Source organism: Enterobacter cloacae complex sp. 677-3DZ2D5B (assembly GCF_004136695.1).
GTDB classification, from domain to species: domain Bacteria; phylum Pseudomonadota; class Gammaproteobacteria; order Enterobacterales; family Enterobacteriaceae; genus Enterobacter; species Enterobacter hormaechei_C.
In genome coordinates this window covers 214518-227597 of sequence record NZ_QFLS01000006.1, presented here as the reverse complement: position 1 = coordinate 227597, position 13080 = coordinate 214518, and the positions used below count along the sequence as shown (strand labels likewise).

Here is a 13080-nt window from a genome sequence, read left to right as displayed (position 1 = left end):
CATCAGGCCGCACTTATGCCTGGTCATCCACCGGTGGAATAGCTGGCGCTGGCTTCACTTCTTCCGGCGCATTGCGGTTTTCCAGCTCGGTCAAACGTTGTTCCAGCAGCGCCAGCTTCTCGCGGGTGCGCAGCAGCACCTGCGTCTGCACGTCAAACTCTTCGCGGCTGACTAAATCAAGGCGAACCAACTGTGCCTGCAACGTCTGGCGGATTTTCTTCTCAACGTCATCACCAAACTCACGAATACCTTTCGGCATGGACTCATGAACCTGACGCGCGATCTGCTCAATTTTCTTTGGGTCAATCATTGTCGTTTCCCTTGATGAAAAGGTGTTAGTGCCTATTGTAGCGTGTCATGCCGCGGGTTAAACAAAATTGTTTGAAGCTTATGCATTGCCCAGGGTAATCAATAGCGTTATAGTTATCTCGCTTATTCTCAGGGCGGGGCGAAATTCCCCACCGGCGGTAAATCAGCTTAACGCTGAAAGCCCGCGAGCGCTTTGGGTGAATTCTCAAAGGTCAGCAGATCCGGTGTAATTCCGGGGCCGACGGTTAGAGTCCGGATGGGAGAGAGTAACGATCCAGTCGGGCAAAGCCCGCTCACGTTATTTTTTTGCCGCTTGTACGGCGCTCCTAAGACTGCCCTGATTCTGGTAACCATAAAGTTAATGAGGTTTTTTTACCATGAATCAGACGCTACTTTCCTCTTTTGGCACTTCAACTCAACGTGTTGAACATGCACTGGATGCCCTGCGCGAAGGCCGCGGTGTGATGGTGCTTGACGATGAAAACCGTGAAAACGAAGGCGACATGATTTTTGCCGCCGAGAACATGACCGTTGAGCAGATGGCGCTGACCATCCGTCACGGTAGCGGCATCGTATGCCTGTGCATCACCGAAGACCGTCGCCAGCAGCTTGATCTGCCGATGATGGTTGAAAACAACACCAGCGCCTTTGGTACTGGCTTCACTGTGACCATTGAAGCGGCGCATGGCGTAACCACCGGTGTGTCGGCGGCTGACCGTCTGACCACCGTGCGTGCAGCGATTGCTGATGGTGCGAAACCTTCCGATCTGCACCGTCCTGGTCACGTCTTCCCGCTGCGCGCGCAGCCGGGCGGCGTGCTGACCCGTGGTGGTCATACCGAAGCGACCATCGATCTGGTGACGCTGGCTGGCTTCAAACCCGCAGGCGTGCTGTGCGAACTGACCAACGATGATGGCACCATGGCGCGTGCGCCGGAGTGCATCACCTTTGCGCGTCTGCACAATATGCCAGTGGTGACGATTGAAGATCTGGTTGAGTACCGCCGCGCGCACGAGCGCAAAGCCAGCTGAACATGCTGATGTAAAAAAGCCGGGGAAACCCGGTTTTTTTGTTTCTAGTGGTAGTTAATTTTGAACAGTACCACGGTTTCGAACGGCCCGGACTGAATCGCTTTTCCTTCTTCCCGTGAAAGTTCAGCTGTGTAGTTTTGCTCAACATTCATCTTATCGCCCGTAAAATCGGCGTACTCTTTGTACTGGTTGAAGGTGTAAGGGGCCGTTCCGTTAAGAATACGCAGTTTTAACCCATTCCCTATCAGCACCGCAGTGTCGTCTGCGCTGAGCGTTTCGGTTGTGTAAAACGACGAGTCCATCTTAAATCCATCCGAGCACTGGGCATCCTGGACTTTGGTGGTTCGTATTGAAAACGTGCGCAAACGCGTCTGCTGATTCACGATGTCGCGCGCGCTGAAGGTGCCAAAGTCGATCTCCTGATTCTCAGGGTAAATGGTAAACGTCGCCCCGCAATCAAGCACCGTAATGTTTTGCAGTCCGTTGATGTGATACTTAAGGTTCTTCGCATCGGCCATCTGATTAACGCCGCCCTTACCGTCAAACTGCACAACGATGTAATCGCTGAGCGAGCTGACATAGCCATGTGGCGGCATAGCCTTAATTCTCACGAAAAGTCGTAAACGGGCGACGAACGTGCGCGTAATGTGGATATCATCCGGATTGCCAGAGCAGATGCGATTCTCCCAACCCATCTGGCGGATTTGATCCGGGGTGTAAATGGTGATGTTATCGTTGTCCAGGCACTGGCGGGTATCCACGCCGTTGGGCTGGCCTGTGGCATCGTAATCTATGCCTTCATAGGTGACGCCCAGTTCATAATAGGGATCGGTTGCGGCAGGATAAGGGTTTACCCAGGCAAAAACATCTTCCGGCTTGAAACCGCTTGTGACGTTATTGTCACACGTCACCGGAATTTTAATGTCATCAGACTCCCATATTTTTTGGCCAACCTGAGCGTTGCTGGGTATGGCAAAAGGGGAGATCGTTTTTGTCTCCTCGACGGGGCCGCCAGATCCACCCAGATAGCAGTTGAGCGCCAGCGCTTCTTTCAAAGGCAGCGTTGTAAGCAGCAATGTAAGCAGGAAACTAGTGAGCTTTCGCATCTTTATCGATTTTCCGTTCGTTAAGCTTACATAGCACCGTTCCGGTGCACTGTACGTCGACTTTTTTCAGTGCGCCGTAATCGTCGATGTAGCCGATGCTGTAATAACTACCGTGGTAATCGCCGGTAGAGGCGGTTGCCGTGGCGAAAGGCGCAATCATCAGACTGTCAAAACCCGGCAGCATGGTTTTGGCATTTTTGCTCAGCCACGCCAGCGTGATGTAGTACGGCGTAGGGTTGTGGACCGTGAGCCCTTTCGCGTTGGCGGTAATTTCCATACGCATTTCAGTCAGTTCGCCAGATTTTTTGCGAATCGCTTCCGGACGCCAGAAGAGCTTAATTCGGCTCTGCATGGCAACCTGCATCACGCTGCGCTCCTCGCTGGCGCTGGTGCTTTTAGGCGGTACTTCACGCAGGTTGAAATAAAACAGCGATTCCCTGTCTTTTGGCAACTGGCGGGTAGCGGCTTGTTTAACAATTCTTACCTGCGACGAGGCGCCCGCTTCGATACGTTGAATGGGGGGAAGCGCCATAAAGTGCACATCTTCTTTTTGCCCCTTTTCATCTTCAATCCAGGAGAGCGCCAGATAAGGCAGCGCCTTGCTCTGGTTGTCCACTTTCAGGCTGCTGGCCTTGTCGCTTTCTGGAAAAACAATGCGCGTGCGGTCCAGGTTAATGGCCGCGTGGACGGTAAATGTTGTGCTGATCAGCATCAGGCACAGGCTTTTAATCGGCGTTAATTTCATGATGATTTCTTACTGGCACGGCAGTATCAACTGCATACTGTTTTCTAAGTGAGAAGGTAACGAGAAGCGACACTGTTGGTTGTCGCCCCATGTCACGCGAAACTGCTGTTCTGGCTCAACGGCGCCGAGCCAGACGCGGCCTTCATCGGCCACCATCCCAACCTGTAAATTGCTTTCATCCAGGCGAACAATCGCCCCGAGTGGTGGTGTTCCTGACGACATCCGCAAAACGCCTGTTACGTCCTGACCTGCGCGCGTGGCAATCTGACGATAACCAATGGCCCCCTCAGTCCAGGTTGAGGTCACGACGCGGTTGTCCACGTCTACGCCATCCGGAAGGTTGTTCATATTGACCTGCACGCTAGAGGGGGAATAGCTGGAGAATGACGGTAAAACGCCGATGCCAAAACGGTTAGTTTCATCGCGCGACATGTTCAGCGGGATATGGCCTACCCCGTCGGTGCTGACCATTACGCGGGGTTCATTACCGTAACTGCGCCGGTGCAGCGCGGCGCCTTTCGCCGTTGAGGTGAAGGAACCGCTCCAGCTCGCGCTGAGGGAGTTATATTCGTTAGCTTTATAGCTGCCGGAGAGATTGAGATCGCCGTACGCAGAATAATGCTGATAATTCCCGCTGACCTGCGCGCCGGAATCTGGCTTCCCGCTCTCCGTACCTGCGGAAACGCCCCAGGTATTATTGCGATCCGACGTGTCATACCACGACACGTTATGGCTCAGCGTGTCGCTGTTACGCAGGTCATAGTTAAGTCGATGATCGGGATCGAGCGGTACGCTGAGCGAGAGATAAAACTGAGTATCGTCATTTTCGTCTTCCTCCTCGTAATGCGTTTTACTCCAGGACAGGGTTACGCCAAGATTCTTCCAGCGACCTATATCAAAGTTGTAGCCCGCCGTGATGCTGCCGGTCGTGGAGGATGAATCATTCCACCATGTCTGACGCAGCATATTGACGTACAGGTTCAGGGATAACGCTGAAATGTACTGGCTTGCCGTCACGCTCAGGGTTTGTTTTTCCGACTGGCGGTCACCGTTGTCATAATCCAGGTAGCGGGCGTAGCTCAAAAACTGTGGGTCTGAGTAGCGGTAGCTGGCGAGCGTAAGCTGACTGCCGGTGGTATCGAAACGCTTGCTGTAGTTAATGCGATAGCTGTAACCCGTCTGGCTGCGCTGGTGTGGCAGCTGGCTGGTAGCCTGCGTGACGTCAAAAGAGAGCGCCCCCAGCCAGGCCATATTCTGGCCGATCCCGGCAGCGACGGAACGATAACGGTCGCCATCGGCCAGCGTGCCGCCATACAGAGAGGTGTGCGACAGCATGCCCCAGGAAAATTCGCCGCTCATGAAGGCATTATCTTCAACATCATGGGAGGCGCCCTGGCGCGCTTTACCCGCCGCGAGCTTATAGCGCACCTGGCCCTTGCGCGTTAAAAACGGCACGGATTCAGCCGAGACCTGGAAGGTGTTGACGCGTCCGTCTTCTTCCGTGACTTTGACGTCCAGCGTGCCCTGAACCGACTGGTTAAGATCCTGAATAACAAAGGGTCCTGGTGGCACTTTACTCTGGTAAATCACGCGATCGGCAAGGCTTACGGCCACGGTGGCGTTGGTTTGTGCTATTCCGGTAATCTGTGGGGCATAGCCGCGCAGCGACCATGGCAGCATACGTTCATCGCTGATTAGCGATGCGCCGGTGTAGGTGAAGGCGTCAAAAATGGAGGACTGGAAATCCGTTTCACCCAGCGTCAGTTTCGCACCGATCGAGGGCAGAGGGCGGAACATATACACGCGTGAAAAACGGCCATTCTGCTCTGAGCCTGCTTCAGTATCGCTTCGCGTGTACTGGTAATCGCTTCGCAGGCGCCACGCGCCCATGTTCGCACCGGCGGTACCATAGGTATTGGCGTTGTCATTGCTGCCGCTGCTATTGGGCTGATAATGGCTGGCAAAAAGATTGTAATCCAGCAGTACGCCTGGCACGCCGTTGTCCCAGGTGGATGGCGGCATCCAGTCAACCGCACGGTATTGCAGCCACGCCTGGGGGATCGTTACTTTCAGGGTCTGGCTGCCTTGCTCAAAAATAAATTTGATGTCTGGTCTGGTGGCGAAATCAACGCATCCCTCTTTTTCCGGCAAAGCGTGACGAACGTCATCCTGCAATGCGAATGTATCGGCCAGCTCGGGGGAAATACAGACCTGAACTGCGTTATTTATTTCTCGCCAGCGAAGCTGCCAGCCATTTGCCAGCGGAATATCATTAACTGAAACCGTAACGAAATAGCTTCCCGGCGTAACCGATATTTGATCTTTAAAACGTGATAAATCGACGCTGCCGCGCTGATCTTTATCGATGGCGTTTATATTAAATTCAGTGGCAGAGGCAACTATCGTCATTAACAGGGACGCAATGATGATTATCCATTGTACTTTGTATGTCATCATCCTGTTACTCGAATAAATAAAGAGTGCCGACCGGCATGGATTGCCAGTCGGCTGATACCGTGACGTAACGGAATTATTTGTACATCAGGACGTAGTTAGCCGTGGCTTCAACCTGGCCTGCCGTCGCAGTTTTACCTGTTGGGACTTCCATAACCGCTTTGAAATGCAGCGTCTGGGTGGTTGAACCCGCCAGCAGATCAAGCACGTTTGGCTGACCAAGCGTGATGTTGCCTTCCGCGTTATCCAGCAGACGGACGCCCACGTTCTGCGCACCGTTTGCAAAGGTGTTGCTCATCAGGCTGGTATCCGTCGCATCTGTCGCTGCGCTGGTAAAGGTCACTTCCACTTTAGTAATTGGCGTGTCGGTTTCGTCTGCCGGATCGTCAAGCTGGCAGTTTTCCAGATTGATATCGACCGGAACCGGCGTGGATTTTTTGTTGGCGTTGATAACGGCCGTAGTCACTTCACCCAGGTCGACTTCTTTATCAACGCTGTCTGGAGCGATGCTGCATGGTGCGTCAATAACCACGCCTTTGAATTTGATTTTGCCTGAGCCTTGATCATCAGCAAACGCAGAACCCGATACAATGGCAGCCATAGCTGCCGCTAACAGCAATTTTTTACCCATATACATGAAAATATCCTTTTTCAGATTGATTCGTAATGTGAATATTAATTTCAGAATACTCGCAAAGTATACGGATTGGGGCGGGGAGACGCGATTAACGTGACTTAAATATATTTTTAGATGGTTTTAATTAATATTTTCAGGCTATCTGAAGAGGCTTCTTTTTTCGGGGTTTTAATAGATTTATATTTTGTGGGTTATTATATGTAAAATATATAGGATTGTTTTTTTGAATAATATAAAGCCTCCGTATAAAAACGGAGGCATTAATTCTTAGCCAATACCTGCCGTTTGCAGCAGAACCAGGCTCATCCCCATCACTGACATTCCACACAGCACGCCGTAGCTTGGGTTATTGTTGGGATCGATCTCTTTTGCCAGCGGCATCAGCTCATCGACAGAGAGCGCGACCATAATCCCGGCCACGGCAGCCATAATTGCAGCCATTACAACCGGGGATACGAGGCTACCGAGGATCAGCCACGCCAGCACGCCGCCGAGAATTTCAGCCATGCCGGAGATACCTGCCCAAAAGACAGCTGTACGTTTTGAACCCGTGGCGGCATAAACGGGCCCGGCAACGGCAAGTCCTTCAGGAATATTGTGCAAAGCCACGGCCAGCGCCACACCAAAACCTATTTCCAGGTTGCTGCTGGCCGTGACATAGGTGGCGATACCTTCCGGAAAGTTATGCAGGCTGATACCCAGCGTCAGCAGAATGGCCGTGCGTTTGATATTTCCCGGAACGGGGGTAACGCTTTTTTGCATTAAATCCTGCGGGTGCGCGTGAGGAAGAATACGGTCGAGTGCAAAATAACCCAGCAGGCCAATGATAAACATGCCATAGCCCAGAACAGGCGACATCCCTTCGGTGTGAAGCGCGGCGGGCAGCATCTCCATCAGCGAGATAAGCAGCATGATCCCGGCGGCGAAACCCAGCGAGAAGGCCAGCAGGCGATTAGAGGGTTTTTGCCCGAGTACCCCGAGGAACGCACCGATAAAGGTTGCGGCGCCCGCAAGTATGGTCAAAATCAACGGTACTGACATGCATTCTCCTTAAGCGATATCTGGCATTCAAATTTCCTGATGATGATCTTCACGGTTATCTGCGTTCATCTTCACCTGAATGCGCGTAATGTAGGCCTATCACATTGACACCTCCTCTAAGGATATCACCATGTCTTCTTCTCGTATGCCAGCACTGTTTTTAGGCCATGGCAGCCCAATGAACGTCCTGGAAGATAACGTCTATACCCGCGCCTGGCGTCAGTTGGGTGAGACGTTACCGCGTCCGAAGGCAATTGTGGTGGTCTCTGCGCACTGGTTTACCCGGGGTACCGGCGTGACGGCCATGGAAACGCCAAAAACGATTCATGATTTTGGCGGCTTTCCGCAGGCGCTGTATGACACGCATTATCCTGCGCCGGGCTCCCCTGAGCTGGCGCAGCGGCTGGTTGATCTGCTTGCCCCTGTTCCGGTTGCGCTGGACAAAGAAGCCTGGGGCTTTGACCATGGCTCATGGGGGGTGTTGATCAAAATGTATCCGAATGCCGATATTCCGATGGTACAACTGAGTATCGACAGCACCAAACCAGCTGCCTGGCACATGGAGATGGGGCGTAAGCTGGCTTCGCTTCGTGATGAGGGCATCATGCTGATTGCCAGTGGCAACGTGGTACACAATCTGCGTACGGTACGCTGGCACGGTGAAAATACGCCGTACCCCTGGGCAACAGCCTTTAATGACTATGTAAAAGACAACCTGGCCTGGCAAGGGCCGGTCGAACGGCACCCTTTGGTGAACTATCTGGAGCACGATGGCGGTTCGCTCTCTAACCCGACGCCGGAACACTTCTTGCCATTGCTGTATGTATTAGGCGCATGGGACGGTCAGGAGGTTATTACAACCCCGGTCGACGGCATTGAGATGGGGAGTTTGAGTATGCTGTCGGTGCAGGTGGGGTAAACACATGCCCGGTGACGCTGCGCTTACCGGGCCTACGCTCGACATGTAGGCCGGGTAAGGTGAAGCCGCCACCCGGCAAGTCTTACTCGACGAAAATATGCGGGTAGAAACGCGACAGATCCTGCGTAATCAGCGCGCGATCTTCGCGAATGCCAATCCCGGCAGGCTGATCGTTAATAAGCCAGCTGCCGATCAGCGTATAGCTGTCGCCAAACTTCGGCAGTTGATAAAACGCCTGGACGATCATCCCTTCTTCACCGTACGGCCCTTCAACTGCTTCCAGCGTTTTACCGTTTTCGATAATCGAGACGTTTGCCCCTTCACGAGAGAAGATTGGCTTAACGACGTATTTCTCCATCGGTGGGAAATCATCTTCGGCAAAATAAGCAGGCAGCAGGTTCGGGTGATTCGGGAACATCTCCCACAGCATCGGCAGCAGGGCTTTATTGGAGATAATGCTCTTCCAGGCTGGTTCCAGCCAGCGCACGCCAGCGTCTTCCAGTTTGGTAGAGAACATTTCCCGCAGCATGTATTCCCACGGATAGAGCTTGAACAGGTTGCTGATCACCTGATCCTGCATGTCCGTAAACTGACCTTTTTCACCTAAACCGATATCTTCGATATAGAGAAATTCCGTCGCCACTTCCGCTTCGGCTGCGCAGTCCTGCAAATACTGAACCGTACCGCGGTCTTCTTCGGTATCGCGGCAGCAGGCGAGGTGCAACAGGTTGAAACCGTGCTGTTCACGCAGTTCGACGAAACGTTCAATCAGCTTTTCCTGAAGGCTGTTGAACTGATCGCTGCCTTCCGGCAAGTTTCCGGCATTCGCCTGATCTTCCAGCCAGATCCACTGGAAGAACGCGGCTTCGTACAGGGAGGTTGGCGTATCTGCGTTGTTTTCTAAAAGCTTCGGTTCACCCACGCCATCCCATGCCAGATCGAGGCGAGAGTAGAGCGAAGGCTGGTTCGTTTTCCAGGACTGACGAACAAAGCTCCAGGTGTGCTTCGGAATGCGGAATTTGGTCATCAGCTCATCGCTGTCGATGACTTTCTCAACCACCTTCAGGCACATCTGGTGCAGCTCTGCGGTCACTTCTTCAAGCTTTTCGACCTGAGCAAGCGTGAGCTTATAGTAAGCATCTTCACACCAGTACGGCTCGCCGTACATGGTGTGAAAGTTGAAACCGTATTCGGTGGCTTTTTCGCGCCAGTCCGGGCGCTCGGCAATACTGACTCGTTCCATGATCAGCCGCCCATTGAGCGAGTTGAGGAGCCGGTCGCACTACGCTGCATGGTGGTTTGTTTGGCAACAGACTCACCGAAGCCGCCACGGGTAATGGTGCTGGTGGTGGCTGGTTTCGGCGCCATTGCGGTTTTCGGTACGGTCATCGTACGGCCAGGCGTTGCAGCACCGTAACCCTTGCCGGTGGCATCGGTGTATTTCCCGTAGGCCGGGCTGTTCGGGTTTTTGGAGCTAAACAGCGGCTGCTGCTGGTAGCCCGCACCGCCGCTCATCAAACGGCCCATCATATAACCCGCCATCAGCGGCATCCAGAAGCTGCCGCTGGACTGTGCCTGCGCCTGGTTTTCCGGTGCCATACCCGCCTGAGCAGGTGCCTGCTGGCACTGGCCTTCACCGAATTCGGCTACACAGTCTTCGCGTGAGGCATATTTCGGCGCGGTACGTTCCGCTTCTTTCAGGGCGTTGTTATACGCCGTCGTACACTCAGCGGCTTTACCGGTTGCGCTCGCGCAGTCGTCGGCGTTTTGATACAGCGAAACCGTTTCGTCGTTTTGCTCACAGCCTGCCAGCATAAAGACGGCGGTGACCGCCAGCGCGACAGGTGTCAGGTGGCGTGCGTTCCAGCTTTTGCGGAACGACGCGTGATTCATCGTTTTTGTCCGTTTCATATTTGTCTTCCAGGACCCAGTGGTAATAACGCTCAGGATAGAGGATGAGTGGTTGAAAATGAAGCGACGAGGGGCGAAATCCGGGGGATCTTTACGTTGGCTTACGTTCGGGGGGGATTATGGTGCTCCCTCTCCCTGTGGGAGAGGGCTGAGGTGAGGGCATCAGGCCGCAGTGGGCCTGATGACACGCTTAATTGCGGAACGGATTCGTGCCGCTGCTGGCAGGTGAGGTGCTACGCGCTGCCGCTGGCTGTGCAACCGGGGCGCTGCTGTTAGCGGTGAAATTATCCACGGCGGCATCCTGCTGTGGATTTTCCGGCGCGACGCTGTCAGGCGACGTGGAAACCGGTTTGCCCAGCGTGCTGTTCAGCATTTGCAGATCCTGCTCGTTCAGCGTACCCAGCGCCTGCTTGATGTTCAGCTGGTTGATCAAGTACTGGTAACGCGCACTGGAGAGCTGCTGTTTCGCGTTGTACAGCGTGGTCGTTGCGTCTAACACATCAACGATAGTACGCGTACCGACGGAGTAACCCGCTTCCATCGCGTCCAGAGAGCTTTGCGCAGAGACAACGGCCTGTTTATAGGCGTTGATGCTGCTGATGGACGCGTTCACGTTGTTGAAGGAAGAACGCACGGTCTGGACCACGTTGCGGTGCGCGCTTTCAAGTTGCTCGCTCGCGCCTACGAAGTTGTACTGCGCCTGCTTAACCTGAGAGTTAACCATCCCGCCCTGGTACAGCGGCAGAGAGAAGCTCAGGCCAACTTTGTTCTGGCCCATATTGTTGTCGTCATACTGGGCAGTGTTGGTTTTAGAACCGCTGTAGCTGGTATCCGATACGCCGGTAGAGGCGCTCAGGCTCAGGGTTGGCAGGTGACCATCCTGTGCAAGACGGATCTGCTCGCGCGCCAGGTCCTGGCTCAGGCGTGCCTGCAGCAAGGTCAGGTTGCGGTTTTCCGCCTCTTTCAGCAGGGCGTTAACCGCCTGCGGCTTGTCTGTTTTGAAGCTGTCCACGTTCAGAGAGGCCAGCTCAGGATAGTAGTTACCGGTGACCTGACGCAGTGATTCCAGCGCGTTGTCGAGGTTGTTACGTGCGGTCACTTCGTTTGCCAGTACGGTGTCGTACTGTGAACGGGCGTTCTGTACGTCAGTGATGGCGACCAGGCCCACGTTGAAGCGCTGGGTGGTTTGATCTAACTGACGATAAATCGCCTGTTTCTGCGCTTCGGTGTAGGAGAGGGCGTCAATCGCGCTCAGTACGTTGAAGTAGGCGGTCGCGGTATTCAGGATCAGCGTTTGCTGATCGGTCTGATAGGTCACATCCTGGATGCCCGCGCTCTTTTCCTGCAAGCTCAGCTCACGCCATTTGGACATGTCGAACAGGGTTTGCGTTAACTGTAAAGAGGCGCTGGTGGCATTCGAGTTGATGCCGTTATTATCGCGAAAACCGTTAGTGTAGGTATAATCTGCACCTAAGCCTAACTGCGGCAGCAGTGGACTACGTGCTTCGTTAATCTTTTCAAACGCAGCATCACGATCGGCCGCTGATTTACGTAAATCAGGGTTGCCCAGACGTGCCTGCTGGTAGACCTGTAACAGGTTCTCTGCCTGGCTCATTGCACTGAAGCCCGTCAGGCTCAGGCCGATAAGGATGGGGAGCAATTTCTTCATTTGCATTCCTTGTTGTGAAGCAGTATTAGCGCTGATCTAATTAAAAATAATTGCCGATTCTAACAGAATCATCCACACCAAAAGGTTGGCGTAACGTGCCATCTGGCGGTAATTTGCTCCAATCTACCATATAGCCATACAAACGGCAGCCAAACAGCCTTGAAATTCACAATTTCATCACCATTGCTACCAGGACTCGACCGATGCAAAAACCAGAAAACGTGCCTGTCACCTTCGCCAAAAACGATGTAGAAATTATTGCACGAGAAACGCTTTATAGCGGTTTTTTTTCAATGGAACTTTACCGTTTCAGGCATCGTCTGTTTAACGGTGAGATGAGCGGTGAAATCAAACGCGAAATTTTTGAGCGCGGGCATGCGGCTGTGTTGCTACCCTATGACCCAGTGCGTGACGAAGTTGTGCTGGTCGAGCAGGTGCGTATTGCGGCTTATGATACCAGCGAAACGCCGTGGTTGCTGGAGATGGTGGCCGGGATGATCGAAGAAGGTGAGTCGGTCGAAGACGTCGCTCGCCGCGAGGCGCTGGAAGAGGCGGGCCTGGTGGTTGGCCGGACGAAGCCGGTGTTGAGCTACCTGGCAAGCCCGGGTGGGACAACGGAACGTTCATCTATTATGGTGGGCGAAGTGGACGCCACGACAGCGGAAGGGATCCATGGTCTGGCAGATGAAAACGAAGATATTCGGGTTCATGTGGTGAGTCGGGAGCTGGCTTACCAGTGGGTAGAAGAGGGGAAAATCGACAACGCAGCGTCTGTCATCGCTCTGCAATGGCTACAGCTGCATTATCAGACATTACGACACGAGTGGAAAAAATGAAGCGTTATACACCTGACTTCCCAGAAATGATGCGCCTGTGCGAAACCAATTTCGCCCAGCTGCGCCGCCTGCTGCCGCGAAACGACGCGCCCGGCGAAACGGTGAGCTATCAGGTGAGCAACGCGCAGTATCGGTTAACGATAACAGAATCAACGCGCTACACTACGCTGGTGGAGATTGAGCAAACGGCGCCGAGCATCAGCTACTGGAGCCTGCCGTCGATGACGGTACGTCTTTATCATGACGCGATGGTCGCTGAAGTGTGTTCAAGCCAGCAGATCTTTCGCTTTAAAGCGCGGTATGATTATCCGAATAAAAAGTTGCATCAACGCGACGAAAAGCATCAAATTAACCAGTTTTTAGCCGACTGGCTAAGATATTGTTTAGCACATGGAGCAATGGCGATTCCGGTTTGTTAGCGT

The 13080-nt window shown here is 53.5% G+C and carries 13 protein-coding genes and 1 riboswitch; of the genes, 4 read left to right on the top strand and 9 right to left on the bottom strand.

Annotation, left to right across the window (positions count from 1 at the left end; all coding sequences use genetic code 11):
* Positions 1–13 precede the first annotated feature (13 nt).
* On the bottom strand, positions 14–310 hold the full coding sequence (ubiK, locus tag DD597_RS10925) for a ubiquinone biosynthesis accessory factor UbiK (RefSeq protein ID WP_003862539.1): 297 nt from the start codon (positions 308–310) through the stop codon (positions 14–16).
* A 120-nt stretch (positions 311–430) separates the two neighbouring features.
* A riboswitch (FMN riboswitch) is annotated at positions 431–581 on the top strand.
* Positions 582–686: 105 nt separating this feature from the next.
* Here ubiK and ribB point away from each other — a divergent pair.
* Positions 687–1340, top strand: a complete 654-nt coding sequence (gene ribB, locus DD597_RS10920; protein WP_003862538.1) for a 3,4-dihydroxy-2-butanone-4-phosphate synthase — start codon at positions 687–689, stop codon at positions 1338–1340.
* Between the two features lie 44 nt (positions 1341–1384).
* Here the strand turns inward: ribB and DD597_RS10915 are convergent, their stop codons facing one another.
* The 5 genes from DD597_RS10915 to zupT all read right to left on the bottom strand — a co-directional run bounded on the left by DD597_RS10915 (position 1385) and on the right by zupT (position 7323).
* Entirely contained in the window at positions 1385–2446 is a 1062-nt protein-coding gene (locus DD597_RS10915; RefSeq protein WP_003862536.1) for a fimbrial protein, read from the bottom strand.
* Complete coding sequence (locus DD597_RS10910) at positions 2430–3191, bottom strand: molecular chaperone (RefSeq protein ID WP_129256180.1); 762 nt, start codon at positions 3189–3191, stop codon at positions 2430–2432. The genes DD597_RS10915 and DD597_RS10910 overlap by 17 nt, the downstream gene beginning before the upstream one ends.
* A gap of 9 nt (positions 3192–3200) precedes the next feature.
* Positions 3201–5645, bottom strand: a complete 2445-nt coding sequence (locus DD597_RS10905) for a fimbria/pilus outer membrane usher protein (RefSeq protein ID WP_129256191.1) — start codon at positions 5643–5645, stop codon at positions 3201–3203.
* A gap of 76 nt (positions 5646–5721) precedes the next feature.
* On the bottom strand, positions 5722–6282 hold the full coding sequence (locus DD597_RS10900) for a fimbrial protein (protein WP_003862529.1): 561 nt from the start codon (positions 6280–6282) through the stop codon (positions 5722–5724).
* Between the two features lie 267 nt (positions 6283–6549).
* The gene (gene zupT, locus DD597_RS10895; RefSeq protein ID WP_003862527.1) at positions 6550–7323 is read right to left on the bottom strand and encodes a zinc transporter ZupT; all 774 of its coding nucleotides are present in this window, start codon (positions 7321–7323) and stop codon (positions 6550–6552) included.
* A 130-nt stretch (positions 7324–7453) separates the two neighbouring features.
* On the opposite strand from zupT, the gene ygiD reads away from it, so the two are divergent.
* A complete protein-coding gene (gene ygiD, locus DD597_RS10890) occupies positions 7454–8242 on the top strand; it encodes a 4,5-DOPA dioxygenase extradiol (protein ID WP_003862526.1) in 789 nt (262 codons plus the stop codon).
* Positions 8243–8324: 82 nt separating this feature from the next.
* Here ygiD and DD597_RS10885 read toward each other — a convergent pair whose 3' ends face one another.
* From DD597_RS10885 to tolC, 3 genes are all read right to left on the bottom strand, one after another.
* Positions 8325–9485, bottom strand: coding sequence for a glutathionylspermidine synthase family protein (locus DD597_RS10885; RefSeq protein ID WP_023314866.1), 1161 nt, complete (start codon positions 9483–9485; stop codon positions 8325–8327).
* 2 nt (positions 9486–9487) lie between these two features.
* Positions 9488–10153 (bottom strand): DUF1190 family protein, encoded by a 666-nt coding sequence (locus DD597_RS10880; RefSeq protein ID WP_003862522.1) that lies wholly within the window; start codon positions 10151–10153, stop codon positions 9488–9490.
* 190 nt (positions 10154–10343) lie between these two features.
* Entirely contained in the window at positions 10344–11822 is a 1479-nt protein-coding gene (gene tolC / locus DD597_RS10875) for an outer membrane channel protein TolC (RefSeq protein WP_129256179.1), read from the bottom strand.
* Between the two features lie 203 nt (positions 11823–12025).
* On the opposite strand from tolC, the gene nudF reads away from it, so the two are divergent.
* Together nudF and DD597_RS10865 are read left to right on the top strand one after the other, a co-directional pair.
* Positions 12026–12658 (top strand): ADP-ribose diphosphatase, encoded by a 633-nt coding sequence (gene nudF / locus DD597_RS10870; protein WP_003862517.1) that lies wholly within the window; start codon positions 12026–12028, stop codon positions 12656–12658.
* On the top strand, positions 12655–13077 hold the full coding sequence (locus tag DD597_RS10865; protein ID WP_003862516.1) for a DUF1249 family protein: 423 nt from the start codon (positions 12655–12657) through the stop codon (positions 13075–13077). The genes nudF and DD597_RS10865 overlap by 4 nt, the downstream gene beginning before the upstream one ends.
* Positions 13078–13080: the final 3 nt, after the last annotated feature.